26 protein-coding genes are annotated in these 24,372 nt (G+C 39.0%); 11 read left to right on the forward strand and 15 right to left on the reverse strand.

Going from position 1 to position 24,372, the window contains the following annotated elements; all coding sequences use genetic code 11:
- Positions 1 to 13: 13 nt before the first annotated feature.
- The 3 genes from QZ738_RS05715 to QZ738_RS05725 all read right to left on the reverse strand — a co-directional run bounded on the left by QZ738_RS05715 (position 14) and on the right by QZ738_RS05725 (position 2,443).
- Positions 14 to 655 (reverse strand): response regulator transcription factor, encoded by a 642-nt coding sequence (locus QZ738_RS05715; RefSeq protein ID WP_293785555.1) that lies wholly within the window; start codon positions 653 to 655, stop codon positions 14 to 16.
- A 2-nt stretch (positions 656 to 657) separates the two neighbouring features.
- Complete coding sequence (locus tag QZ738_RS05720; protein ID WP_293785557.1) at positions 658 to 1,449, reverse strand: ATP-binding protein; 792 nt, start codon at positions 1,447 to 1,449, stop codon at positions 658 to 660.
- Positions 1,450 to 2,065: 616 nt separating this feature from the next.
- Positions 2,066 to 2,443 (reverse strand): hypothetical protein, encoded by a 378-nt coding sequence (locus QZ738_RS05725; protein ID WP_293785559.1) that lies wholly within the window; start codon positions 2,441 to 2,443, stop codon positions 2,066 to 2,068.
- 289 nt (positions 2,444 to 2,732) lie between these two features.
- On the opposite strand from QZ738_RS05725, the gene QZ738_RS05730 reads away from it, so the two are divergent.
- Entirely contained in the window at positions 2,733 to 2,963 is a 231-nt protein-coding gene (locus tag QZ738_RS05730) for a response regulator transcription factor (RefSeq protein ID WP_293785561.1), read from the forward strand.
- 129 nt (positions 2,964 to 3,092) lie between these two features.
- On the opposite strand, the gene QZ738_RS05735 is transcribed toward QZ738_RS05730, so the two are convergent.
- From QZ738_RS05735 to QZ738_RS05745, 3 genes are read right to left on the reverse strand one after another with little or no spacing between them, the layout of a single operon-like run.
- Entirely contained in the window at positions 3,093 to 3,890 is a 798-nt protein-coding gene (locus QZ738_RS05735) for an ABC transporter permease (RefSeq protein WP_293785563.1), read from the reverse strand.
- Position 3,891: 1 nt separating this feature from the next.
- Positions 3,892 to 4,800 (reverse strand): ABC transporter ATP-binding protein, encoded by a 909-nt coding sequence (locus QZ738_RS05740; protein WP_293785565.1) that lies wholly within the window; start codon positions 4,798 to 4,800, stop codon positions 3,892 to 3,894.
- Between the two features lie 5 nt (positions 4,801 to 4,805).
- Positions 4,806 to 5,063, reverse strand: coding sequence for a hypothetical protein (locus QZ738_RS05745; protein ID WP_293785567.1), 258 nt, complete (start codon positions 5,061 to 5,063; stop codon positions 4,806 to 4,808).
- 263 nt (positions 5,064 to 5,326) lie between these two features.
- Between QZ738_RS05745 and QZ738_RS05750 the strand changes: the two genes are divergently transcribed.
- Together QZ738_RS05750 and QZ738_RS05755 are read left to right on the forward strand one after the other, a co-directional pair.
- A complete protein-coding gene (locus tag QZ738_RS05750; protein WP_293785569.1) occupies positions 5,327 to 6,352 on the forward strand; it encodes a sensor histidine kinase in 1,026 nt (341 codons plus the stop codon).
- 55 nt (positions 6,353 to 6,407) lie between these two features.
- On the forward strand, positions 6,408 to 7,157 hold the full coding sequence (locus QZ738_RS05755) for a LytTR family DNA-binding domain-containing protein (RefSeq protein WP_293785571.1): 750 nt from the start codon (positions 6,408 to 6,410) through the stop codon (positions 7,155 to 7,157).
- Between the two features lie 66 nt (positions 7,158 to 7,223).
- On the opposite strand, the gene QZ738_RS05760 is transcribed toward QZ738_RS05755, so the two are convergent.
- The 4 genes from QZ738_RS05760 to QZ738_RS05775 form a co-directional block, all read right to left on the reverse strand.
- On the reverse strand, positions 7,224 to 7,982 hold the full coding sequence (locus tag QZ738_RS05760) for a 1-acyl-sn-glycerol-3-phosphate acyltransferase (RefSeq protein WP_293785573.1): 759 nt from the start codon (positions 7,980 to 7,982) through the stop codon (positions 7,224 to 7,226).
- Between the two features lie 213 nt (positions 7,983 to 8,195).
- Positions 8,196 to 8,480 (reverse strand): IS200/IS605 family transposase, encoded by a 285-nt coding sequence (tnpA, locus tag QZ738_RS05765; RefSeq protein WP_293785575.1) that lies wholly within the window; start codon positions 8,478 to 8,480, stop codon positions 8,196 to 8,198.
- A 740-nt stretch (positions 8,481 to 9,220) separates the two neighbouring features.
- The gene (locus QZ738_RS05770; protein WP_293785601.1) at positions 9,221 to 9,775 is read right to left on the reverse strand and encodes an NUDIX hydrolase; all 555 of its coding nucleotides are present in this window, start codon (positions 9,773 to 9,775) and stop codon (positions 9,221 to 9,223) included.
- A 93-nt stretch (positions 9,776 to 9,868) separates the two neighbouring features.
- Entirely contained in the window at positions 9,869 to 12,355 is a 2,487-nt protein-coding gene (locus QZ738_RS05775; RefSeq protein ID WP_293785577.1) for an outer membrane beta-barrel family protein, read from the reverse strand.
- Positions 12,356 to 12,593: 238 nt separating this feature from the next.
- Here QZ738_RS05775 and QZ738_RS05780 point away from each other — a divergent pair, with 238 nt between their 5' ends.
- Together QZ738_RS05780 and QZ738_RS05785 are read left to right on the forward strand one after the other, a co-directional pair.
- On the forward strand, positions 12,594 to 13,520 hold the full coding sequence (locus tag QZ738_RS05780) for an NAD(P)-dependent oxidoreductase (RefSeq protein WP_293785579.1): 927 nt from the start codon (positions 12,594 to 12,596) through the stop codon (positions 13,518 to 13,520).
- A 281-nt stretch (positions 13,521 to 13,801) separates the two neighbouring features.
- On the forward strand, positions 13,802 to 14,269 hold the full coding sequence (locus QZ738_RS05785) for an OsmC family protein (RefSeq protein ID WP_293785581.1): 468 nt from the start codon (positions 13,802 to 13,804) through the stop codon (positions 14,267 to 14,269).
- 58 nt (positions 14,270 to 14,327) lie between these two features.
- On the opposite strand, the gene QZ738_RS05790 is transcribed toward QZ738_RS05785, so the two are convergent.
- The gene (locus QZ738_RS05790) at positions 14,328 to 16,208 is read right to left on the reverse strand and encodes a M1 family metallopeptidase (RefSeq protein ID WP_293785583.1); all 1,881 of its coding nucleotides are present in this window, start codon (positions 16,206 to 16,208) and stop codon (positions 14,328 to 14,330) included.
- A gap of 275 nt (positions 16,209 to 16,483) precedes the next feature.
- Between QZ738_RS05790 and greA the strand changes: the two genes are divergently transcribed.
- Both greA and QZ738_RS05800 read left to right on the forward strand, forming a co-directional pair.
- Positions 16,484 to 16,957, forward strand: a complete 474-nt coding sequence (gene greA, locus QZ738_RS05795) for a transcription elongation factor GreA (protein WP_090984552.1) — start codon at positions 16,484 to 16,486, stop codon at positions 16,955 to 16,957.
- 83 nt (positions 16,958 to 17,040) lie between these two features.
- The gene (locus tag QZ738_RS05800) at positions 17,041 to 17,439 is read left to right on the forward strand and encodes an HIT family protein (protein WP_293742810.1); all 399 of its coding nucleotides are present in this window, start codon (positions 17,041 to 17,043) and stop codon (positions 17,437 to 17,439) included.
- A 55-nt stretch (positions 17,440 to 17,494) separates the two neighbouring features.
- On the opposite strand, the gene QZ738_RS05805 is transcribed toward QZ738_RS05800, so the two are convergent.
- Positions 17,495 to 18,364: a hypothetical protein gene (locus tag QZ738_RS05805; RefSeq protein WP_293785585.1), complete on the reverse strand. Its 870-nt coding sequence runs from the start codon at positions 18,362 to 18,364 to the stop codon at positions 17,495 to 17,497.
- A gap of 172 nt (positions 18,365 to 18,536) precedes the next feature.
- Between QZ738_RS05805 and QZ738_RS05810 the strand changes: the two genes are divergently transcribed.
- Both QZ738_RS05810 and QZ738_RS05815 read left to right on the forward strand, forming a co-directional pair.
- Positions 18,537 to 19,181 (forward strand): sigma-70 family RNA polymerase sigma factor, encoded by a 645-nt coding sequence (locus tag QZ738_RS05810; protein WP_293785587.1) that lies wholly within the window; start codon positions 18,537 to 18,539, stop codon positions 19,179 to 19,181.
- A complete protein-coding gene (locus tag QZ738_RS05815) occupies positions 19,178 to 20,362 on the forward strand; it encodes a hypothetical protein (RefSeq protein WP_293785589.1) in 1,185 nt (394 codons plus the stop codon). The genes QZ738_RS05810 and QZ738_RS05815 overlap by 4 nt, the downstream gene beginning before the upstream one ends.
- On the opposite strand, the gene QZ738_RS05820 is transcribed toward QZ738_RS05815, so the two are convergent.
- Entirely contained in the window at positions 20,359 to 21,249 is an 891-nt protein-coding gene (locus QZ738_RS05820) for a pirin family protein (protein ID WP_293785591.1), read from the reverse strand. The two genes, QZ738_RS05815 and QZ738_RS05820, sit on opposite strands and share 4 nt — an antisense overlap.
- Before the next feature lie 634 nt (positions 21,250 to 21,883).
- On the opposite strand from QZ738_RS05820, the gene QZ738_RS05825 reads away from it, so the two are divergent.
- Together QZ738_RS05825 and QZ738_RS05830 are read left to right on the forward strand one after the other, a co-directional pair.
- On the forward strand, positions 21,884 to 22,009 hold the full coding sequence (locus tag QZ738_RS05825; RefSeq protein ID WP_293785593.1) for a hypothetical protein: 126 nt from the start codon (positions 21,884 to 21,886) through the stop codon (positions 22,007 to 22,009).
- Positions 22,010 to 22,247: 238 nt separating this feature from the next.
- Positions 22,248 to 22,391, forward strand: coding sequence for a hypothetical protein (locus tag QZ738_RS05830; protein WP_293785595.1), 144 nt, complete (start codon positions 22,248 to 22,250; stop codon positions 22,389 to 22,391).
- A 240-nt stretch (positions 22,392 to 22,631) separates the two neighbouring features.
- On the opposite strand, the gene QZ738_RS05835 is transcribed toward QZ738_RS05830, so the two are convergent.
- On the reverse strand, positions 22,632 to 23,732 hold the full coding sequence (locus QZ738_RS05835; protein ID WP_293785597.1) for an NADH:flavin oxidoreductase: 1,101 nt from the start codon (positions 23,730 to 23,732) through the stop codon (positions 22,632 to 22,634).
- An 11-nt stretch (positions 23,733 to 23,743) separates the two neighbouring features.
- The gene (locus QZ738_RS05840; protein ID WP_293785599.1) at positions 23,744 to 24,046 is read right to left on the reverse strand and encodes a helix-turn-helix transcriptional regulator; all 303 of its coding nucleotides are present in this window, start codon (positions 24,044 to 24,046) and stop codon (positions 23,744 to 23,746) included.
- Positions 24,047 to 24,372 lie beyond the last annotated feature (326 nt).

Below are 24,372 nucleotides of genomic sequence, written 5' to 3' on the forward strand. Positions count from 1 at the left end.
ATCGGTTTTTAAGTTAAATATTGATCAAATTGTTTTTGATGCCATACACTACTAATCCGGTGCGCGACTTAATATTGAGCTTGGCAAAAAGAGATTCCCTATAGTTGTCAACCGTTCTGGGGCTAACATTCATCAGATCAGCAATTTCTTTATAGGTAAGTTCAGTACTGCAGTATTGAAGAAATGTAAGCTCTCTATCAGAAAATGTGGGTTTAACGTTGCCCTCTTTTAAAGCTACTAAGAGCCTGCCCGATACGAGTTCATTTACATAAAATCCCTTACTTACAATCACTTTAATGGCGGTCAATAAATCAGCAGGTGTAGATTCTTTGAGCATGTAGCCTCCCGCACCTGCTTTAAGCATTCCTATTATTGCTTTTTCGTCCTCAAGCATGCTAAGTGCGAGTATATGAACATCCGGATAGTTCGCTTTAATCCACTTGGTAGTGGCAAAGCCATCCATTACAGGCATGTTAATGTCCATCAAAATAAGCTGAACTCCAGGTTGCTGACTGATTTTAGTTTGAAGATCGATTCCGTTCATGGCTTCGAACATCACTTCTATTTCATCAAATTCTTCCAGTAAACTGGCCAATCCAGAGCGGAAGAGGGTATGGTCATCAACAATTGCAATAGAAATATTTGGATGCTGCATAGTTAAGGGTAAGGGATTTCAATTGAAATGGAGGTGCCTTTGCCTGGTGCCGAATTTAATACTAATTTTCCATTGATCATCTCAATTCTTTTATAAATAGAATTCAGACCCATCCCCGATTTTTTTGTCTTCATTTCATCGGGGTCAAATCCTATACCATTTTCAGCTACCTTTAAATGTAAAACATTTTTGTCGAGGCAAGCATCGATCTGTATATGTTTTGCCTGAGCATGTTTGATGATGTTGTTGATGATTTCCTGCAATAAACGAAGGATAATCAAATCTTTATCCGGCGATGTGACCTGCAGATCTAACAATTGATTATTCACCTGAAGCCCATATGTTCCTGTTTTGTTGAGCCAGTTAATTTCCTGATCTATTGCATGACCAATTCCATTTTCTACCAGTTGTTCCCCGTGTAATAGCTTTGCCAGCTCCCTTAACTCCTTGATGGATTTGTTTACCAGCGCTAATGAATTGTCTATTTTCTTTCTGGCCTTATCCTCGTCATTTAAATTTACAGAGTTTAAGGTAAGGGTGGTAAGGCTGAGCAGCTGGCCAACATTATCATGTAATTCGGTAGCAATACTTTGCATGGTTTGGTCCTGTACTTCCACACGTGTTTGAAGTATTTCTGACGCAAATTTCTGCTGCATATTCTGTTTTTCCAGAAAATGATTCTTTTTATGCCGATTGTAAGATCTGATGTATAAAATCAAAAATACAGGCACCAGCAGGAATATAAGCGTTGCAATGGCGACTAAGAGGGCAATTTTCGTTGTTTCATTCTGCATATGAAGGAATATAGCCAGCAGCTATATAGAATAAGGTTTAGTATAATGTAAATACAATATCTTAAGGTAGCAAAGCCTATAAGTTTAACTGTAAATAGTCCATCAAAAAGATTTGACATCGTACTTCCAAAGTAGTAAAACAGGACGCCTGTAACCCACCAGAATTCGGGGTGTATCTGAATCTCAATGAAATTTTCATCTTTTAACAGCAAATAATAATAATAAAGGCAAAAAAGCGTGAAAATTACAGACATTACAGTGATTGTAACCGTATTTAAATGCGAAAAGGATTGGGTTGCTAAAAAGAAAATATAGGTCAGTATTATAGTGACCAAACCTATAGTGAATATAGGCTTGGGATTAACATACTGTTTTAGGCAATAGTAAAGGCCATATAATATTGCACTGATCTCAAAAATAATATAAATGTTAAATAGCCATAAATTATGTATTCCTCTTATGGCTAAATAAGCTGCAGCCTCTTCGGTAACCAGCGCAATAGCTAAATAGCAGGTAATTACTTTTCCGAAGGCATTTTTATCTTTCCATACGATAGTGAGTGCGGCTATAAAGCATATCACTTCTGCTATAAATATGGGGGATAGATATCTCATGGTTATAAAGCTGTACCATTGCACTGATCTGGACAGCCCTGCCCGCGGTTTCCAATATTGCCTAAATCATCATCATGATCATCGTCATCATTGCCATAACCCAATCCTGGTATAGTTGGTACCAATAGTAAGGTATTTTTACCTTCGTAAGATTGAGGTACACCATCAATTGCTCCTTCCAGATATTGTGCGAAATAAATTCTTAATCCATCGTATTTGCCTTCATCCATTGATTTTGCGATATCCAAAATCTGTTCTGCCGGAAACCATACTGCCTTGGTGTAAGATGCTGAAGAGGTCATTCCGTCTTTGGCATAGGCAACAACCATGGCCTTTGCAACCTTTGGATCAATAGGTTCCATGTTTAATTTTTTGCTCATAAAATTTAAAGTATTTGTTTGTAAAGGCCTAAAAATCGATAATAATTACTGATCTGTCAAGAAATATTTACAAATAAAATACCGTAAAAACACCCTATCATTTAAGGTGTTTTATGCTATTAGCGTATTGCTGGCGCCACTATTTTTGGTATATGTAACAGATTATTAATCTGCTATTTTAAAACAAGCTAAGTTTATTCTTAATGAGAAACTATTTGAAATTATTTTAAAATAGTTCTTAATAAATTGAAGACTAATCAACAATATATACGATCTAATTCTCTCAAAAATGATAAATAACATCCTGCTGAAGGAAAATAATGCTTCGATCAGTGAAAGGGAAGTTGAAATTGTACACCTGTTATCAATGGGTTACAACAGCAAAGAAATAGGCTCAATGCTTTTTATCAGCGAGCATACAGTTAATACGCACCGAAGAAATATGGTAAGAAAGCTCGACCTAAAAAATTCTTATCAATTAATTGTCTGGGCGTTCAAAGAAAGGATATTGTCTCTCTAAGAGTTTAAAAATATATACAACCTCTCAGTCTAAACAAAAAAGCCTGCTATTTGATACTAAAGTCAGATCAGCGGGCTTTTATTTGTGGATATGTTTATCAGGGCAATTACCTTTAATCTTTTGGCACGATTACTTTATGCTCTTTTTGGTTACAATAAAATAACCAATGATGAAAAGGGCTGAAGCATAAATCAAACTCGTCCATATCTCCTGTGTAAAAACAGGGAACGCTAACGGATCGGCACCTTTTTTTACGTTGGTTATTCTTAAAGCAAGCGTTGGCAAAGAATAGGGATTCAGATAAGCATATTTCCAGCCTACGTTAGCAGTAATAATGCCCATAATGGTGCAAATAAAGCCAATCCCCATTGGCTTTAGAAAATCGCTCCATAACAGGCTCAATATAAATTGCATAGACAAAATGCCCAGGGAAGCTAGAAATAATTTGGTATAGGCGTTAATCAGTATATTTAATGGATTGTATTGATCAAAGTTAAACTCAGGAACCATCAGCTGTAATAGATGTCCAAATGCATAGGTGAGTGTGCCAAATAAGAATAAGCAGATAAATATCAAGAGTATAGCATACAGGTATTTTGCACTATAAATTGAAAATTTATTGAGAGGCTGGGCAAATAACATTTTCCAGGTATCATTTTTATGTTCAATATTATTGACGGAAAAGGCCATAAATATGACGTAGAAAGGCATTATCAAGAATCCCATTACGTTTAGTGCTGCGCCACTATAGCGTGCCCACAACAACATGGGGGGATAGTGGCTAGCAATTATTTTTTCAGCGTCGTAATAAAAACCAGAACTGATCAGGCCACAAATAATGAGTGGTAACAATATGGCGGCCCAAAAGGCCAGGGTTTTCCTGGATTTATAGAATTCGGATATTATGGAAATATAAAGAGCGCGCATGTTAGTTGGCTTTAGTGATGTCAAGGAATAAATTTTCGAGGTCTTTCCGTTGCTGATACAAACCGCTCACCATGAAGCCATTCTGGATTAATAATTTATTCAGCACTCCGCTGTTTTGAGAGGAAACAAATGGTAAAGTAAGCACGTGTTCTGATTTGTCTGTAACTTCGTATCCCTCCTTAATTAACAACTGGTATGCACTTTCAATATTGTTTACTTCGATTTTCAAGGTGGGCTTGCTCAATAAATGAAGTTCGTTAATCGTACCCTGAAATAATAAGCTACCTTTGTTTATGATACCAACGTGAGTGGCTGTTCTTTCTATTTCTGCCAATAAATGACTTGATACCAATATTGTTTTTTGATGTTTTGTGGCTAAATCGGCCATGAGGTTGCGGACTTCAATAATGCCATTCGGGTCCAATCCATTGGTAGGTTCATCTAGAAGGAGTAATTCAGGATCTGAAATCAGTGCCTGTGCAATGCCAAGGCGTTGTTTCATGCCCAGCGAATATTTGTTGGCCTTTTTGTTTGCGGCATCCGCTAAGCCTACTAATGAAAGCATTTCATCAGCCTTTACTTTTTTAATGCCCAATAATATACAACGGTTAACCAGGTTTTCTTTTCCTGTTAAATGGCCATAAATAGCCGGTTGTTCTACCAAAGCACCTATACGTTTGAGAACGGATATACGGTTACTGTTTATTTCCTTTCCAAATATAAAAACCTGATCGGACGGCGACTTCAACAGGTTTAGCAGGATTTTGATGGTAGTTGTCTTGCCGGCGCCATTTGGCCCTAAAAAACCGTAAATGCTCCCTTTCGGTACCTGTAGAGACAAATCTTTTACTATGGCCTGGTTGCCGAAGTTAAAGTTCAGACCTACGGTTTCGATAGCGTAATTGCCCATTGTTACTATTTGAAAATGGCAGTTGCCTGTTTTACCAGAGAGCCTGATGTTTTTGTAGGTTTTGCCACTATTTCTGCATCATTCTGACTAGTGTTAACAGTAAGCGTTAAAATAATCATCATAAATACTGGTAATAACAAAAGTAAAAATGGTGAGGTGTTTGCTAACTTTTTCATGATCGATGGTTTTATTTGAGAGATTGTGAAAACACCATCAGTAACAACTGTTTGATTTTTGAATTCGATTGCTGGTGATGTTTTCATTTTGTTTTTGTTTTGATGATTCAAAGAAACTGAAGAAAAATAACCTGCTAAAATCTATTATACCAAGTGTCCAGGATTCTAGATCAACAGACATTTTTGGCGTTCGTCGATAAAATTTGCCTATTGGGCCGTTGGTAGAAAAAAAATGCCTGTTGGTAGATTGTATAGGTAAATCGATAAAACTTTAGTTATTTTGGATGCATGAAAAAGTGGTATAGCTATACTTATAGGGCTCGCTGCTGTTTCTGGTAAATAATCTGTAAATGAAAGAAGGTAAAGGCGCTTTAATATTGCACAGTATTTTTTGGGCAACTATATTAATAGGTGCAGTGGTGATTGTAATCACAACTGGCTCCGGAATAACGCTGAAGCGGGAGTTTATTTCATTTGGTGTATTTGGAATCCTGAATGTTTCACTTTTCTACATCAACTACATTTTTTTGATCCCGGAACTTATTAAGAGAAGAAAGAAGTACTGGCTTTATGTTTTTGCGTTTTTTCTGATGATTGCAGTCTTTGCCTTAATCAAGACAATCATTGCCGTCTTATACCCTGCCGATATGATGATGGTAAGAGGAAAAGCCGCTGAATACAATGTGAACGAATATTATGCAGGGAAAGCTTTTGTTGGTGGTTTTTTCATGATCAGTAGCTGTATCATCAAATTTACCATCGATTGGTTTGCCAGCGAAAGGATCCAGCGAAACTTAGAGAGTGAACGCCGCGAGATGGAACTTCAGTTTTTAAAATCGCAGTTAAACCCACACTTTCTCTTCAACTCACTTAACAATATCTACTCGTTGGCTTATCAAAAATCAGATAAAACAGCCGATGCGATTATGAAGCTTTCTGAAATTATGCGTTACATGATTTACGAAAGCAATACACCAACGGTAGCGTTAAGTAAAGAGGTAGATTACTTAACCAGTTACATTGAGCTGCAAAAGATCCGGTTTAAAGATGGTGCCTATATCGAACTAACATTGAACGGTGAGATCGATAATCAGAAAATTGTGCCTTTGATGCTGATTTCTTTTGTTGAAAATGCGTTTAAACATGGTGTAGTAACCGATCCTACGGAGCCTGTAAAAATCAATATCATTGCCAACCAGAAGATTTTGCACTTTAGTGTAGTGAATAAAAAGAATCAGCAAAATAAAGACGCACAGGGTGGGGTGGGTTTAACCAATGTAGAACGACGGTTACAATTGGTTTATCCTGACAGATATAAATTAAATGTTGTAAATTCGGCTACGCATTATACCTGTGAACTGATGATCGACATATAGCCTGAATAACCAAGCATAAGCCGGATATTGTCATTAATTAAAATAATAACCTAAAATGAACCTAAACTGTATTGTTGTTGATGATGAGCCTTTAGCGCTTGATATTTTACAGGATTATATTTCTAAAGTGCCTTTTTTGACCATGGTTAAAAGGTGCGAAAACCCTATCGAAGCATTGCAGATTGTTCAGGGTGGGGGTATCGATCTGGTGTTTTTGGATATTCAGATGCCTGAGTTAACCGGAATCCAGTTTTTAAAAATTGCTGGCAATAAATGTCACTACATATTAACTACCGCTTACCCACAGTATGCTTTAGAAAGTTACGACCTCAATGTATCTGATTACCTGTTAAAGCCAATTGCATTTGATCGTTTTTATAAAGCGGTAGAAAAAGTTCATAATCAGGTAAAACCGGTTGAAGTACCCGTTAGTGTAGCACAACCCATTGTTACCCCTGCACCATTTTCGGGTTCACCAAACCCGGTTCAGGATTATATTTTCGTAAAAACAGAACATAAGATTCAGAAAATTTACCTTCATGATATTTTGTACATCGAAGGGTTAAAGGATTACATCTCCATTTTCACCAAAGATGAACGTGTAATTACGCTGCAAAGCATGAAAAAAATGGAAGAAGCTTTGCCTCAAAGTCAATTTATCCGCGTACATAAATCATATATTGTAGCGGTTGATAAAATTGAAAGTATTGAGCGTAGCCGCATCACCATTAATCAAAAAACGATTCCTGTTGGCGATACCTACCGCGATGAATTTTTTAGGGTAATCGGAAACAAAAATATTTAAATCGGACGGCGACAGGCATTTCGCGATTGTATCCATTAACCAATTTCAATAATTGAGCACCTAAGCTTATAAAGTAACAGGCTGTGCCAGTGGTTGGCCAAGAACTTTTCTGATCTCGTTCTCTACCTCCAGCGTAATTTCATTCGCTGGTTTTGCAGCAGGTTCTATCGGCTTTAAAACTGTCCACTTTAAAGCATTTCCCGTGGTTAAGGGAAACATGCCAAATCGCACAATTTTCCAAGAATTTTCTATAGCCACCGGAACGATCAGTGCATTGGGTACTACTTTTAAAAGCGTAGCAATACCGCCAAATTGAAAAGATTTGAGTTGTCCGTTTTTCGCCCGCGTACCCTCTGGGAAAATAACCGTGCTCCAGTTATTTTCCTTCATTCTGCGGCCCAGTTTGATGATTTCAGAAATGGCCTGCTTATTGTCTTTCCGGTTGATGTTTGCACCACCCCCTAAACGGAGATTTATAGAAATTGATGGGATACCTTTGGTAAGCTCAATTTTAGAAATGAATTTTGCGCTATATTTTCTCAAGAACCAAATTAACGAGGGGATATCGTACATACTTTGGTGATTTGCGGCAAAAATAATGGGCCTATCGGTTGGCAGATCATATTCGTTTTTAAAACTGATGGAGTTGAAAAGGAAAAGCTGGCAATAGGTTAGGAAAAAATTAAGGATATCAACCGAAACCTTATGTGCTTTGTAGCCAAAAAGTTTATAACAAAGCCATTGTATAGGATGGAAGATACAAAGGCTTAATCCAAATAAAATATAAAATACGGGGCTTAAAAGATATCCGAAAAGCTTGCTCATCTGGTTGATTTAATGGATGGCAAAGATAATAATAAATTATTCTGGTTCTCTGAAGATGTATTTTTCTTCGTATTGGATCTCAAAAATTTTTAGAAAATTGCTGTATTCCTCTAAAAAGGTTTTCTTTTTGTGGTGCTGTTCCTGATTTTGTATATATTGAATAACCTGTTGGATATGGCCACTGGAATAGGAAAATGCTCCATAACCTTCTTGTCAGGCAAATTTTCCTTTACAGAATCCCTGATCATTAATCCATTTTGAGCTTTCTGTTTTTACATTCTGGATTAAGCTTGAAATAGATTGGTGCGGTCGCATGCCAATAAAAATGTGAATATGATCGGGCATACAATTAATCTGGATCATTTTATGATTATTCGCCTGGAATATTCCGGTAATATATTTCAAAAGCCTTTCTTTCCAATCCGCTTTGATCAATGCGGCCCTGAATTTAACGGCGAACACAAATTGAATATGCAATTGGGTGTATGTATTTGGCATATCGCTCTAAATTTAAATCATAATCAAACGTTCCTGCGGAACGAAAATTGCCGTCTGCCATTTCTACCGCGGAAATTTCCATACCGGACGTTAAAAATTTTTGGATGATTTAATTTTAGAGATTACTCTGGCAATTTAAACAAGGCCTATAAAAGCGATGTTCTTAATCTCATATTAAATTATAAATTATTTTTCGATTTTCATAAATCCCAAGCCTTTTTATTTCACGAAACGTTCCTACGGAACGAAAATTCTAATTGTATTATTCCTACCAGGGATCTGTTCCCTATGGAACAGCATATATTAACTTTATTTATATAGGCATTATCCAAAGTTTCGTTAAAAAACTAATTTTGATTGTGCGCTGCTCTGAACTTTCATGCGAGATCCCAGCCATTTTTATGTTTACAGAAATTTCAATTAATCTTTGATCGAAAGCCTTGAATAATGTTCTGCGGGCTGTGCTGATCTGAACTTTGATTGGCTAACGTTGGAGCGATCTATCGGTGTGTATAATTTCAATTAATCTTTGATCGAAAGCATTGAATGATGTTCCATGGGCTATGCTGATCTGATCTTTGATTGACTTAGGTTAAAGCTATCTATCGGTGTGTATGATTTCAATCAATCTTTGATCGGAAGCCTTGAATGATCAATGTCCCTATAGGGACATTTCCTGGGTAGAAAAAAATATGCAATATTTTTGATGTTCCGTTAGGAACATTTGGTGGTTATGCTCATTACAGTTCCCCATTTAACATCATCAGTTTAGCTCTTAGGATTGCGGCTACGCTCATCGAATCGGTAATTTTCCCGTCTAAAACCATTTGATAGGCCTCATTAAAAGGCAGTTTTTTTACAACGAGTAGTTCCGTTTCTTCAGGCATGGCAATACCTTGAATGAGATCGGTGGCAATATAGATAATACTTAATTCATCGCTTACCGAATTGGAGAGGTGCATTCTTTGGATCTCCTTCCAGTTCCCGGCACTCATTCCTGTTTCTTCCAATAATTCTCGTCTTGCACTTTCTAAGGGCGCTTCATGGAATGGCCCCCCGCCTTCGGGAATTTCCCAGCTGTAGGCGTTTAATGGATATCGGTATTGGCCAACCAGCCAGGTATTATAGTTTTCATCTAACGGAAGGATGCCTATGGCCAGGTTCTTAAAATGAACAGTGCCATAAATTCCTTGTCCGCCAGATGGATTTATCACCTGGTGCTCGGTTAAGCGAATCCAGTTGTTGTCGTATTTTACCTCGCTTTCCAGCGTTTTCCAGGGGTTGATCTCTTCCATGGCCGCAAGATAAGAAATCATCTTATTTTTTGTTGTTGGTTTTTCCAATACCAAAAAAAGAGCTTAGAAAATCGTTCCTAAGCTCTTTGGTTATTAAAATGAACCTTCGTCCGGACGGTTGTCCTGCTCTTCTTTTTTCTTTTTATTCGTGCCGGTAAAGGTGGTTTTTCCAAAGCGATAGGAGAAAGTTAAATTTCCCATTGTACCCTGAAACTGACGTTCAAAATCAACAATTGTTGCGCGATCTTCGGTAGTCATACTCCATCTTCTGGTATTAAACACATCTCTGACATTGAAACTTAAAGATGCTTTTTTGTTCGGGAAATCGTATTTGGCACCGCCATCAATTCCATACATGGCATTACGTTTTCCCTGTGCCATCACTTCCGGTGCTCTGTAGTCGCCGCGCACCTGTAATGACAAATTTTTAACTACCGTTAAATTTCCGGTCAGGTTGGCATTCCAGCTAAAGCCACTGCTTGATGGAATGTCAAATCGTGCGTCGCCAGCAAATTTTGCCTGGTACAAGTTTACGTTGGTGGTGAAATTTAAAGCTTTAACCAGATCAAAACGGCCAATTAATTCCAGTCCGCTGTTAATCTGGTTCGATAGGTTTTGAGGCGTTGAGGTGATAATTCCATTAACGGGTGTACTTCTTACGCGTTGGATCACGTCATTGGTTTGACGGAAATACAAGCTCGAAGTTAGGGTTACTTTTTTCCAGTACTTGCTATATCCCAGTTCGAAAGAATGTACATCTTCAGGCAATAAATTAGGGTTACCGCCCCTGTAGTTTAATGGATCAGAAACATCTAAAAATGGATTGGTATCCCAAGGGCGCGGACGGTTTACACGACGGGTATAACTCAGCTGAAGCTGGTTATCGCCTTTTAGTTTCTGTGTTAAGAATATGCTTGGGTATATTCTTTTATAATGTATATTTCCTTCGGCACTAGTCAATACATTATTGGTATAACCTTCCAAATACGTATCTAAGCGGGCATCTTCACCTCTTAAGCCTATCTGGTAGCCAAAATCTTTAATCTGGTTCTGGTAATTGAAATACAGGGCATGCACCTGATCTTTGCTATCGAAACCATTGATCAATTTGTTGTTTGTGATATAAATACTGCTATTGGTAAGGATCGAGTCGGCATATTGATCATTTTCACCTAAGCGGATCTGGCTGCGATAACCCAGTTCGATTTTACCCGCTTTACCCACAGGCAATGCATAGTCTGTTTGGATATTGTAGTTGGTGTTGTTACCGGTATTAAATACGCGCTGTAAACTCAGGGTTTCATCAATGGGCACACCATTACGGTTGGTGGTATTGGTACTGTAATACTGATCGCTATTATTGGTGCCATGAGAATAGCCGAAATTAAAGGTCAGTTCTTCTTTCGGTTTTTTAAACTTCTGTACGTAATCTAAATTTGCATCATAGCTGGATCCAAAACCATCCGTACTATTCGTTCTGTTACTGAGCAGCACCGGCAAACTGTTTTTATTTAATTGTCTGATGTCGAGTTGTTCATTTCGCTCGTTATCCCGGGAGTTAAAGCCACCAGATAAACTGATTACACTTTTGGGTGCGATGTAATAATCTATACCCGCTTTGGCATTATGTCCTTTATCCAATGATCTGGATACAGTATTCTGACTGGCAAACCTGGTATTTAATGAATCTGATTTATAGGTAATATCCTGAAAACCACCTCCAATGCGATTGCCATAGCGGTAGCCATAGTTTCCATATATATTTACCTTGCTGTTCTGGAAACTCAAGTTGGTATTGGCATTATAATTATCCCGGTTACCCGCAGTTAAGGCAACTGAACCATTGAAGCCCAGTTTTGTATTTTTCTTCAGTACAATATTAATAATACCTGACTGGCCTTCGGCGTCATATTTTGCAGAAGGATTGGTGATAACCTCAACGCTCTCAATAGAGCTTGCCGGGATGGATTGCAGAATTTGGGCCACATTACCACCAGCAATTAGAGACGGTTTTCCATCAATTAATACTTTAACACCTGAGGAGCCACGCAAACTCACATTACCATCCATATCGGTCGAAACAGAAGGCACATTTTGTAATAAATCACTTGCAGAGCCACCTTCACTGATTACGCTCTGGTCTACAGCAAAAATCTTTTTATCTATTCCCATTTGCATGCCCGGTTTTTGGCCGGTTACAGTAATTTCGCTTAATACATTACCTTTTGCCGTATTCATTTTAATATCGCCAAAATTTAGGGTACCTGTACTGGCCGTTATCTTTACATTATCCCTCACCATGGTTTGGTAACCTACAAAACTAATTTTAAAGGTAAAGGTTCCGGTAGGAAGATCGGTCATTACAAAAGCGCCATTTAAGTCTGTTTGAGCTATTTTTGCATTTTTGGCCGTAGCTTTGTCAATTAAAACTGCTGTAGCAAAGGGAATGGTTTCCTGGGTTTTGGCATCTTTAAGTACTCCGGTAATTTTAGCCTTTCCGCCTGTCTGTGCGAAAAGATTAAATGATAAGCTTAAAAGTAAAAGGGTAATCTGTATAGTTCTGGATTGAAAAAGTCTCATTAAAAATAAAATTTCGTGTGTTTTTATAAAGGGAGACAAAGTAACGGCAACTTAGTTTAATAAAAGGGCCGTAACTATTTTATTACAGCCATTTTATAGTAATATTTTTGTGGGCAATTTGTTGTTGGCAGTTAATAATTTACAGTTTTCAGCTTTGCTGGCAGTAATGGAGAATATTATAATGGAACGATATTTAAAAATTCTACTTTTGTTCATCACATTGAGCATAGGTTAAAAAATGAAAAAAATATTAATTGTTGATGACCTGCACCCCGCATTTAAAGAGCAGGCCATTGCTATGGGCTATCAGGTAGATGATGAGCCCCAGATTACCCGACAACAGACACTGGATAAAATAAAAGATTATACGGGTATTGCCGTACGTACAAAATTCAGGATTGATGCCGAGGTTTTTGCTGCTGCCACCAATTTAAAGTTTGTAGCCAGGGCAGGGGCCGGTTTGGATAATATTGATGATAAAATTGCTTTTGAAAAGAATATCGAATTGATTAATGCGCCGGAGGGCAATTGCGATGCCGTTGGGGAACATGCCACAGGTTTGCTCTTATCATTGATGAATAACTTTCGCAGAGCCGATATCGAAATCAGGAACGGTGTCTGGGATCGGGAAGGAAACAGGGGTTACGAGTTGAAAGGGAAAAAAGTAGGTATTATCGGTTATGGTTTTATGGGACAAAGCTTTGCCAAAAAACTGGCTGGTTTTGAGGTTGATGTAATGGCTTATGATAAGTATAAAACAGGTTTTTCTGATGCTTTTGCCCGTGAGGTGAGTATGGAAGAAATTGTAAAATACAGCGATGTGCTAAGTTTACATATTCCTTTAACCGCAGAAACCAGACAAATGGTTGATGATGAATATTTCTTTCATTTTAAAAAGCCCATCTTTTTTATCAATACCGCCAGGGGAGAGATTGTAAATACCAATGCCGTATTGAATGCGATTAAAGATAGAAAAATTTTGGGCGCCGGACTGGATGTGCTGCAAACAGAAAAATTCCCGGCCTTGAGCGAACAGCCCTGGTATGATGAATTAAAATCTAACGATCAGGTTATTTTAACGCCGCATGTTGGTGGCTGGACGTTTGATTCGTACCGTAAAATTTCGGAAGTTTTGGCTGATAAATTAAAAGGACTTAATTTTTAGCTGGCTCTGCAGCTTCCTGAAAGATTAAATATTAACTGACAAGGACATTACGCTCTTCGGTAAGCCTTTGTTAATTAAACCTGATAGAGCGGAAAGCCCGGAGTGCAGCGAGGACTTGTAGAGATAGCAGGACTTTCGGAACCGAAGCACTGCCGGACCCTGCTTTTCAAAAGCAATTATTTACCTTTTTAGCCATTGGTACATCTAAGCGATAAAACCCGATGGTATTCAAAAAAGTAATTTTATTTTCCTAAATTGGCTATAATCTAACCAGTTTTATTATGCCGAAAGATCATCTATATTCGACCACCGTTACCTGGACGGGCAACAAAGGATCAGGTACAATGGATTACCGTTCTTACGACCGCGATTATGTAATTTCAGTAAAAGGTAAAGCCGATATTGCCGGTTCGTCTGATTCTGTTTTTTTGGGCGATAAATCTAAATATAATCCGGAAGATTTGCTGTTGGCCTCCATATCCAGCTGCCACATGCTCTGGTATCTACACTTATGTTCTAAAAATGGAATTGTGGTTATCGATTATAAAGATGAAGCAGTAGGTACGATGGAAGAATTGGCTGATGGAAGTGGGCGTTTTAAAGAAGTTATCCTGCATCCTCAGGTTTTAATTGCCGATCAGGCCCACCACGGACTGGCAGAATCGCTACACCACGAGGCCAATAAAATGTGTTTTATTGCCAACTCTTTAAATTTTCCGGTTAAACACCAGTCAGTCATCAGTTATTAGTTTGCAGTTTTCAATTGGCAGTTATATCAACTGCCAATTGAAAATTGGCAAGTGTTAACTATTTCGCTGACCAAACATTATCTTTCGGTGTGGCATCCATAAAGATCCCATTATCCAATGCAACTGATTTTATTTTTTTAGCCGTATTCAGTGCTATGTTAAGCTCTTTTTGGTTGGCTTTCCAAACTGAAGGGTTTTTGTGGATAGTCTCCGTTTTCCCATCGGAATAGGTTATCACCATATCAAACGGAATGGCAAATCCGCCTACATTTTTAATGCTTACCGTTGATTTTCCTTTTGCAGTTGTTACTTTGCTAATGGCTAAATCGAGGTAGTTGTTGGTAAAGAACCAATTCTGGAAAAACCAGTTTAGATTCTGTCCTGAACCTGCATTCATGGAGTTAAAGTAATCCCATGGAATAGGATGTTTGCCATTCCAGTTGCTCATATAGGTGTGCAGTGCTTTTTTAAACAAATCATCTCCGAGCATATCTTTGAGCGCCAGATAAGATAATGAAGCTTTACCGTAAGAGTTGTTCCCATAACCTGCGCCCGAAACCTGATCAGACATTGAAATGATAGGCTGGTCTTCTTCTGCAGATTTATCATTAATATAATTGTTTACTCTAAATTTTCTGTAAAAATCGTCGGCAGCCTGTTTGCCATGCTCAGCAATACCAATTAAATATTCGAATGTGGTAGCCCATCCTTCGTCCATATAGGCATAACGGGTTTCATTAATACCCATATAAAAAGGAAAGTAAGTGTGTGCAACCTCATGATCCTGAACCAATTGTGCAAATACCGGATCGCCAAACTGCGAATCATTCACCATCATCGGATACTCCATATCTGCAAAACCCTGAAAAGCAATGGTTTTTGCATAAGGGTAGGGGATGCCCGGCCAATTGTTTGAGAACCAATCTAAAGCATTAAGATTGTACTTCACCGAGTTGATAAAATCTGTTCCTGTAGTTGGGTTGTAAGCAGCCTGGGCACTTGCACGGCGATTTGTTTTCTTGTCTACAATTACGCTGGCTCCATCCCAAACATAGTGGTTACTTAAAGCAAAGGTAACATCGGTAATGTGGTTCACGGCAAATTTCCAGGTATTCCAGTCTTTTTGCTGAGTCACTTTACCATCTTTCATTTCCTGCCCGGTGGCAATATGGATCACTTCATCTCCATTATATGATTTTTTTAAACGTGCAGAAATCTCCGGCTGCAATACCTCATCAGGGTTCAGAAAATCGCCGGTTGCATAAACCACATAGTTTTTAGGGGCTTTAATCGTGAATTCGTAATCGTTAAAGTCGTTGTAAAATTCGGCCCTATCGGTGTGTGGGATTCGATCCCAGCCGTTATAATCATCATATACCGATATGCGCGGGTAACTGTAAGCTACAAAGAAAGAGTTTGGATCAATCTGCCCCTCGCGGCCGCTTTCCTTCGAAAGTGGATAATCCCACTCAATTTTAACGGTGATTTTAGATTTTGGTAACAAAGGTTTTTTTAACGTAACATTACCAACCGTTCCCCAGTTTTTGCTATCTACCTGATATTTTTGACCATCTACCCAAAAAGCCTTAATATTTAAACCTGTACTCAAAAAATCTTCGCTTACTGCGCCACTTCTTGGTGAAGTGGGTTTGTGGAGGTTGTTTACAAAGCGGATGGTCAGGTTTTTTAAAGTATCAGAACTATTGTTGCTATACAAAATTTCTTCTTTGCCGCTCACCACTTTGGTTTCGGCATCTACCTGGATATCCATATTATATTTACCATGGTTTTGCCAATAATTCGGGCCAGGTTTCCCATTCATGGCACGCGTACCTTTAGTGTATGCTGCTTTAATATTCCGGGGCATGTAAAGTTCCTGTGCAGAAAGCGTATAACCACTCAGGCAAACGAGCAGGGCAATAGAAAATAGTTTTTTCATTTTTTAAGAATAATTTAAGCTAAATTAAAATTAATGATTGAATTTTGGATGTCTGTACGACTGAATGTTGCGGATCTGTTCCATTTTGTTTTTGAAGGCAACAGCCTGATGTAAAAAAGGGCTGCGAAAGCTAAAATTCCGTTAAATCTTAATCTTTTATTTGCTTTTGTAATTTCCACATTTTATCTTCGTTATAATTGAAGCAAGACTATGTAGCAAACCAACTATATAGTCTTGTTTGTTTTTTATAGCGTTTGAACAAAATTAATAGAGCAATGACAGAGGTAACATATTATACCCAAGAAGGGTTAGATAAATTAAAAGAGGAAGTTCATTATTTAACTACCACCGGTCGTCAGCTAATATCTAAAGCAATTGCAGAAGCAAGGGATAAAGGTGATTTATCGGAGAATGCAGAATACGATGCAGCAAAAGAAGCACAGGGGCTGCATGAAGCTAAAATAGCTAAATTACAGAATACGTTGGCAAATGCACGTTTGATTGATGAATCGCGTTTGGATTTATCAAAAGTGCTGGCATTATCCATCGTAAAAATAAAAAATGTTAAAAACGGTGCAACCATGACCTATCAACTGGTGGCAGAAAGTGAAGCAGATTTAAAAACCGGGAAAATTTCTGTCAAATCACCAATTGCACAGGGATTGTTGGGTAAATCTGTAGGAGAACTTGCCGAAATCGAAGTGCCTGCCGGCAAAATGCAGTTTGAAGTTTTAGAAATATCAAGATAAGGTAGAAGGCGGAGGGTTTAAGGCTTAAGGTCTACACTCCGCTCTAAAAACCTTACACCTTCCACCTTTTAACCTTCCACCCTATGACTATCTTCTCTAAAATCGTTGCAGGCGAAATTCCTGCTCATGTTGTTGCTGAAACTGTAGAATATCTGGCATTTTTAGACGTTTCGCCATTAACGGCTGGCCATGTGCTGGTTATCCCAAAAATTGAAGTAGATTATCTCTTCGATATGGATGAAGACTTATACGTTGGTTTGTGGATGTTTGCTAAAATTGTGGCAAAAGGCGTTAAAATAGCCTTTCCGTGCAAAAAAGTAGGCGTTTCAGTAATTGGATTGGAAGTGCCGCATGCACATATTCATTTAATTCCAATGAATAATGTTAGCGATATGAATTTCAGCAAGGAAAAGTTAAAGCCAAGTAATGAAGAATTGGCTGAAGCAGCTGAAAAAATTAAACAAGCCTTGTTAGAAGTATAAAAAAAGGCCTGCTGTAAAGGCACAGCTGGCCATTCTATTTGTCCACCCCCAAATTTTATTGTGCAGGAGCAACTGTTGTTGTGGTTGAAACATAAGGCCAAACTGAGCCTGGAGCTGCCGAGCCTGGGACAGTGATTCCCTTGTTATCGCCTCTTTTTGTATCTGATACAAAATAATACAAGGGCCACCCTTTATAGGTAAGCTGTTTTTTATTCACGCTGGCCACAGTAATTACACCCAGATCCGTTTTTGCCATTACTGATGGAACATTCATTATTTCAGAAGTATAAACCGGCCATATTCCTTCTTGTGTTGTGCCTTTTGTATAGGTATTTACACCATTCTTATCAGGAGCAAAAGCATAAAGTGTTCTGCCAAATGCATCGGTAAAGTATTTGGTAAAGCCGCTGCCTTCTATATACGCACTGGTATAACTTTTGGTATCAGCACCTACCAGCTGCGCGTTGGCCAGCATCAAAGAATAATCAGGTTTTGCCACAAACCAGATGCCACCAACTCCATCGCCCTTAATATCACCTTTAGCGGCATCGCCAGCGAAATAATAAAGCGGATACCCACGGTAAGTGCTTTGTTTACGTCCATCAGCACGGGTAACCTCGCCCACTTCTGCTTTGTTCAGTTTCAAATCTGTACTGGCATCGGCACTGTAGTAAAGCGGCCAATTGGTTTCGCAACCATTTGTACATGTAGGTACTCCCGCAGCATCATTGGCAAAAAAGTATAAGGTTTTACCGTCTTTATCTGTTAAGACTGACCCGAATTTGGAATCAGTTGCCAGCTGGATTCCTTTGTTGTTATTAACAGGTTGGTTCATTGCCCCGTCTGAACCGCTTTTTTTACATGCGGCGAATACCACAGCTACACTAAGTATAGCCAGTAGATTTCTTTTTAAGTAGATTAGCATAAGATTTTTGTTTTAGTTTTAACTTTAATAAAAATTGATATGCCACTATTACGCCTATAGGTTTTAAAAGGTTGCTTCCATAAGGTAGGTTTTTAAGCTAAAATGGATAGTTTAAACTATTTTAAAAAAAATGCTTTTTGAAGCAACCTTTCATTGTTCCTGATCGTAATGTGTGTTGAAAGGAGAGTTTGTGACCGCTAAGCGCGACAAAGAAGATATTCTTATACAAAAGTATATTCAAGGCTGCGTTAGAAATGAAAGAGATAGTCAAAAAGCGCTATATCAGCATTTCTATAGCTTTGCTATGGGTATCTGTTTGCGTTATGCGAACGACAGGTTGGATGCTGCGGGAATTTTAAATGATGGTTTTTTTAAAGCTTTTAAGAACATTTCCAAATATGAACCTGGCAAAGCGTTTTTACCATGGCTTGGGCGCATCATCACCAATACGGCTATCGATTACTATCGTGCCAACCTAAAATTTGCAGATCACGTTGATGTTGTTGATCATGAAAATGTACCACAGGTAAGTTCTGTATATGATCAATTGGCCTATCAGGATTTATTGGCGCTGGTACAGGAGCTAAGTCCGGGTTACCGTACTGTATTTAACCTCTTTGCCATAGACGGCTATACGCATGAAGAGATTTCTGAAGTGCTGGGAATATCTGTAGGTACATCAAAATCTAATCTGTTCAAGGCAAGGCAAAAACTACAGGAAATGTTAAAAGCTACAGAGGCGAAAACTTACCAGGTAAGGAGTTCGGAAGTAGACAGGAACCGTTTACAGGTAAGGTTAAACACAAATATGCAATGAAAGAGGGAAAAGATTTAGATAAATTATTTAAGGATGGATTGGAAAATCCCGACCTTCCTTTTAATGATTTAGATTGGGATCATCTGGAGGAGAGGTTGCATCCAAAGCCGAGAAGGAGGATGGTACCGATAATCTGGTTAACTGCTGTGGCTGGGATTGCTGCAATGTTGCTGGTGGTGTTTTTGTTGGTTAAGCCTGATGCTGAGCGGTCTAAAAATAGTCAGGTTAAAACCAAAATAAAAAAAGACAATAATGCTGTTAAACCTATAATTGATAAAGAAGAGTTGGTTAAAAAGCCGGCAGATGAAAATAGTCCTGCCAGAGATAAACAAGAAAGTTTAATGACTGGTAATCATTATGCAGACAAAGCTTCCCGTACGCAGAAAGGAGCTGAAGTAAGATTCGCAGGGGCAATTTCACCAAAAATGATGGAAACTGGCATTGATCATAATAGCCAGTTGGTTGATGTGATTTACAAACCTGAAATAAGGACTGAAACGGTACCAGTAGCATTTGAAGCGCAAACTTCTGTGTTTGAACCTGCCCAGGGAAAGGTGGCAAAAATTAAAGATCCTGTTTTTAAAAAGAAACCCCGACTGATATTAAGTATTCTGGCTGCGCCCGATTTAACCAGTGTACAAAAATCAGGGCAAAGTAGCTTAAGCGGAGGCTTGGGTATTGAAGCGACCGTTATCCTGACAAAAAAATGGAGTATTACTACCGGTGCATCTTATGCAAAGAAAATTTACGATTCGGATTTTAGTTTATACAAGCCCAACACGAACTATGTATTCGGTATAAAACCATCAAACATCCATGCCAATTGTGATGTAGTGGATATTCCGGTCAATGTAAATTACAAAGTTTTTGATAACAGCCGTAATTCTATTTCTGTAAGTACGGGTTTATCCAGTTATTTGATGTTAAAAGAGAAATATAGCTTCTCTTACAATGGTACTTATCAGGGGCCGAAAGATTTCGAAGTCAAAAATGAGAACCAGCATTACTTAGGTATAGCGAATGTTGGTGTAGAGTTTCAGCATAAAATCAATCATAACTTAAGCATCAGTGCGAAACCTTTTATGAAAATTCCGTTAACAGATATCGGTTACGGAAATAGCAGGTTATCCTCAACAGGTGTGGCCATTTCGGTAAATATGAATCTGTTTAGAAGGAATTAGTGTTTAATATTACGGATGGGATCTGGTAAAGGCACAAAATCGGTTTCTCCCGGTACAGGTTTAAAAGTTTGTTCCAGCCACTTTATTTTGGCTTTTTCAATTAATTCCCTGTCAGAGGCCACAAAGTTCCAGTAAATAAAACGTTCTTCAGGAAAGGGTTCGCCCCCGAAAATATAGACAGTGGTATTTTCGTGCAGGGTGAATTCACAAAGTTTAGCATCATTGGCGATCAAAATTAATCGCGGTTCAAAAATATTTCCTTCACTTTCAATGGCACCTTCTAAAATATACAGTGCACTTTCACCAAATAGGGAATCGCCAATGTTTACTTTCTGACGCTTAGTGCTTTTTAGCTCTAAAAAATATAAAGGGCTATATACCGGTACCGGCGATTGATAACCAAAAGCTTCACCTGCAATCAGTTTAAAGTGAACATCATCCTGAGCCCAGCTTGGGATATCTGACTCTTCCACGTGGAAAAATTCGGGATCCATCTGTTCTAGTGCTTTTGGCAAAGCTACCCAGATCTGCAGGCCATGAAGCATTTTATCCGTATGCCTCAGGTATTCCGGCGTTCTTTCTGAATGTACAATGCCACTGCCTGATGTCATCCAGTTTACCTGCCCCGGTTTGATTATCACGTCAGATCCCAGGCTGTCTTTATGCGTAATCTCTCCCTCGAATAAAAAAGTTAAGGTAGATAAGCCAATATGGGGGTGGGGTGGAACATCAAGGTTTTCATGATCACTCATTGCAGCCGGCCCCATGTGATCAATGAACGAAAACGGTCCAACCATACGCTTCTCACGGAAAGGCAGGAGTCTGCCAACCATGAAATTGCCAATATTTGCGGGCCTTTCTTCGATAATGAGTTTAATGTTCGACATAGCGGAATCGGTTTTTAATGATGTGAATTTATGGAAAAAGACTGGGATTGGTACCATAAAAGCAGCATTGTAATTTTGAGTCTTTTTATAAAGATGCAATCATTTCACCTAATGCGTTTCTACAGGTTCAACGTGATAAGCATCAAATATATTCGTACCAATTAATGTATTCTGATAATTAATTTAGGCGACAAATTTGGTGGTTTAATTTTATTTGGAAAGCAGTAACAGAAGTTCTTAGGCAACTGTAGTTCCACTCCCGCTCTGCCAATCGGAAGGAATTGGCATCCCGCTTCGATCCGCGTTTAGTTACCCAGGCCGGTGCTAAATACCTAAATGTTTCCTCATCTCATTAAAACCTGCTGTTACGGGCAAACCTTTGTTAAATAAACCCGACAGCAGCGCATAGCCCGGAATGGAGCGTAGCGAAACGAGGACTAGAAGCAAATGGCGGGACTACAGCACCTGTGAAAAACAGAACGTTCATTTCAAAAAAAATCCTTGATTAGCGGGCATGTCATCTGCTACGCTACAACTAACCTTAAAAGTTAAAATTATTTAGTTGTTTTGGAAAGCAAAACCTGTAGCAATTCTTTTACAGCAGTCCCGCCCTTCGTTCCAAATCCTCGGCCTCATGCTTCGGCCTGTGGGTTTTCCACTATGGTCGGGTTTAGGTGGCGAGGCTGGTCATGCTATTAACGTTTTAAAGCAAATGCCTGGGAACAGGCTTTGCCTGGCAGAACAGAATGTGGTTAAATAAACCCGACAGTAGCGCATAGCCCGGAATGGAGCGCAGCGAAACGAGGACTAGAAGCGAATGGCGGGACCACAGCACCTGTGAAAAACAGAACGTTCATTTCAAAAAAAACAGCAAAGATTGATCAGTAACAGGAAATGTGCGGTTCTCTACCTTTGGCAATTTTAGCCCCGCTTTTGGTACGAGTTCCGGTGAACGACCGGAAGCTCTTCCCGACAATCCGGGTTTAGATGGCTAAGGCATGGCTGCTATCAGAAGTGAAATAAACCCGACCGGCAGCGTTATCGGTGCTTTTTCAGGCGGATTAAGCCAGGGGCGGGGCTGGAGTAACCGAAGTACCACAGGCATTGCTTTCCTCATGATGGAAAAAGTTTTATTTTATTAAATGCTTTTATTGGATAATATAGTTTCTTCCCAGGGTCAGATGGTAACAGCTGACATCACAGATACAGTATTTCCATCGAATAAAATAATTTTTTTACCTGTTATTATAATACAAGAGATTGCCAATAGCTCTCTCTCCCGAACGTTCGGGACTATGCAGCAGTCGAGATGACAGCGACCTGATTTAACAAAAAAGCATCCCTTTCGAGATGCTTTTAAAATAAAGAGAAAAATATGGTTTTTATACCAACTGCATTAAAGCTTCTTTGCTAAAGCCCTTCAATTCTGCTAAACGGTTGTTCTTAATCTTTTCTACCCAGTTCGGATCTGCTAACAGCGGACGGCCAACTGCTACTAAATCAAAATCTCCACGGTCCATTCTGCGCACCAGTTCATCTAATGAGCTAGGCTGCGAACTTTGACCTGCGAAAGCACCAAAGAAATCACCGTCTAAACCAACTGAACCTACAGAGATGGTGGCTTTACCCGTAACTTTTTTTGCCCATCCGGCAAAATTCAGGTCAGAACCTTCAAACTCGGGTTCCCAGAAACGTCGCTGCGAGCAATGGAAAATATCAATTCCGGCTTCTGCGAGCGGGGTTAACCACTGTTCCATTTCCTGCTCGTTTTTAGCCAATTTGAAATCATAGGCAGCGGGTTTAAACTGCGATAAACGGATAATCAGAGCAAAATCTTCTCCAACTCTGTTCCGAACCTCCTTAATTACCTCAACAGCGAAACGGGTACGTTCTGCCAGTGTTTTTCCCCCATAAATATCAGTTCGGTTATTGGTGGCATCCCAAAAAAACTGATCGATCAGATATTGATGCGCACCATGTATCTCTACGGTATCAAAGCCTAAAGCCTTGGCATCAGCAGCTGCCTGGCCAAAAGCGGCAATGGTATCGGCAATGGCAGCATCTGTCATGGGTACTCCATTTTCGAAACCTGGTTTGTTGAAACCCGATGGACCTTCGAATGGTGTACTTGGCCGCCAGCCTGATGCATGGTTTTCCATAATCCCCTGGTGCCAGATCTGAGGACCCATTTGCCCGCCGGCCTGATGCACTTCATTAATAACCTGTTGCCATCCTGCCAAAGCCTCAGTACCATAAAAATGTGGAATGTTTGGATCTGCAGAAGAAGACGGGCGGTTAATTACCGTTCCTTCTGATAATATTAAACCTACTTCTCCGGCTGCTCTTTTTGCATAATAATTTGCAACCTCAGGTGTTGGCACTCCGCCCGGAGAGAATGATCTCGTCATGGGTGCCATTACCACTCTATTTTTGATATTTAATGTTTTAAGGCTAAATGGCCTGAATAAACTATCGGTGTTCATATATTTCTAAATTATAATTCGGTATTAATGATATTGCTTAATTTTTTTAAACCTTCTTTATTTCTTTTGTAATATGTCCATTGGCCGAGGCGTGTGGAACAAATTAAATCGGCGCGCTGTAAAATAGAAAGGTATTCGGAAATAGTACTTTGCGATAAACCACTCTTGATCTGGATCTGCCCCACACAAACACCCACATTTTCGAAATCGGCATTTGGCTGTTCCGGAAAATGCAACTCAGGCTCTTTTAACCAGGTTAAAATCTGTAAGCGTGTTTTGTTTGAAAGGGCTTTGAATATTTCTACTTGATCCATGTCACAAATATATATCGACTTTTCCCGATATACCAATTAAACGATTAAAGTTTACAATTGGATGTAAAACTAAATGGATGGAGAAAAATGGAATATAGTAAATTCTCAGAATTAAAAGATGCGTCGCTTTGCTACCATTGACGTTATTTTGTTATCATTTGATAGTTAGACACTTGTGCACAATTCATTTCCGTCTAACAAGGCCTTCGCACTGGGTCTCCGTTCTACTTAAGTCCGGCCTAACAAATTTTTCGGACTCCACCGACCAAGCCCTATTACTGGCTTTGAAAGAAAAATTTTCAGCCGGCATTTTTTGTTACTTTTTG

The sequence above is a fragment of the uncultured Pedobacter sp. genome (assembly GCF_913776295.1).
GTDB lineage: Bacteria > Bacteroidota > Bacteroidia > Sphingobacteriales > Sphingobacteriaceae > Pedobacter.

Coding starts and splice junctions, on each gene's coding strand:
- QZ738_RS05715 (WP_293785555.1), bottom strand. CDS start 655: ATGCAGCATCCAAATATTTCTATTGCAATTGTTGATGACCATACCCTC.
- QZ738_RS05720 (WP_293785557.1), bottom strand. CDS start 1,449: ATGCAGAATGAAACAACGAAAATTGCCCTCTTAGTCGCCATTGCAACG.
- QZ738_RS05725 (WP_293785559.1), bottom strand. CDS start 2,443: ATGAGCAAAAAATTAAACATGGAACCTATTGATCCAAAGGTTGCAAAG.
- QZ738_RS05730 (WP_293785561.1), top strand. CDS start 2,733: ATGATAAATAACATCCTGCTGAAGGAAAATAATGCTTCGATCAGTGAA.
- QZ738_RS05735 (WP_293785563.1), bottom strand. CDS start 3,890: ATGCGCGCTCTTTATATTTCCATAATATCCGAATTCTATAAATCCAGG.
- QZ738_RS05740 (WP_293785565.1), bottom strand. CDS start 4,800: ATGGGCAATTACGCTATCGAAACCGTAGGTCTGAACTTTAACTTCGGC.
- QZ738_RS05745 (WP_293785567.1), bottom strand. CDS start 5,063: ATGAAAACATCACCAGCAATCGAATTCAAAAATCAAACAGTTGTTACT.
- QZ738_RS05750 (WP_293785569.1), top strand. CDS start 5,327: ATGAAAGAAGGTAAAGGCGCTTTAATATTGCACAGTATTTTTTGGGCA.
- QZ738_RS05755 (WP_293785571.1), top strand. CDS start 6,408: ATGAACCTAAACTGTATTGTTGTTGATGATGAGCCTTTAGCGCTTGAT.
- QZ738_RS05760 (WP_293785573.1), bottom strand. CDS start 7,982: ATGAGCAAGCTTTTCGGATATCTTTTAAGCCCCGTATTTTATATTTTA.
- tnpA (WP_293785575.1), bottom strand. CDS start 8,480: ATGCCAAATACATACACCCAATTGCATATTCAATTTGTGTTCGCCGTT.
- QZ738_RS05770 (WP_293785601.1), bottom strand. CDS start 9,775: ATGGAAGAGATCAACCCCTGGAAAACGCTGGAAAGCGAGGTAAAATAC.
- QZ738_RS05775 (WP_293785577.1), bottom strand. CDS start 12,355: ATGAGACTTTTTCAATCCAGAACTATACAGATTACCCTTTTACTTTTA.
- QZ738_RS05780 (WP_293785579.1), top strand. CDS start 12,594: ATGAAAAAAATATTAATTGTTGATGACCTGCACCCCGCATTTAAAGAG.
- QZ738_RS05785 (WP_293785581.1), top strand. CDS start 13,802: ATGCCGAAAGATCATCTATATTCGACCACCGTTACCTGGACGGGCAAC.
- QZ738_RS05790 (WP_293785583.1), bottom strand. CDS start 16,208: ATGAAAAAACTATTTTCTATTGCCCTGCTCGTTTGCCTGAGTGGTTAT.
- greA (WP_090984552.1), top strand. CDS start 16,484: ATGACAGAGGTAACATATTATACCCAAGAAGGGTTAGATAAATTAAAA.
- QZ738_RS05800 (WP_293742810.1), top strand. CDS start 17,041: ATGACTATCTTCTCTAAAATCGTTGCAGGCGAAATTCCTGCTCATGTT.
- QZ738_RS05805 (WP_293785585.1), bottom strand. CDS start 18,364: ATGCTAATCTACTTAAAAAGAAATCTACTGGCTATACTTAGTGTAGCT.
- QZ738_RS05815 (WP_293785589.1), top strand. CDS start 19,178: ATGAAAGAGGGAAAAGATTTAGATAAATTATTTAAGGATGGATTGGAA.
- QZ738_RS05820 (WP_293785591.1), bottom strand. CDS start 21,249: ATGTCGAACATTAAACTCATTATCGAAGAAAGGCCCGCAAATATTGGC.
- QZ738_RS05825 (WP_293785593.1), top strand. CDS start 21,884: ATGCTTCGGCCTGTGGGTTTTCCACTATGGTCGGGTTTAGGTGGCGAG.
- QZ738_RS05830 (WP_293785595.1), top strand. CDS start 22,248: ATGGCTGCTATCAGAAGTGAAATAAACCCGACCGGCAGCGTTATCGGT.
- QZ738_RS05835 (WP_293785597.1), bottom strand. CDS start 23,732: ATGAACACCGATAGTTTATTCAGGCCATTTAGCCTTAAAACATTAAAT.
- QZ738_RS05840 (WP_293785599.1), bottom strand. CDS start 24,046: ATGGATCAAGTAGAAATATTCAAAGCCCTTTCAAACAAAACACGCTTA.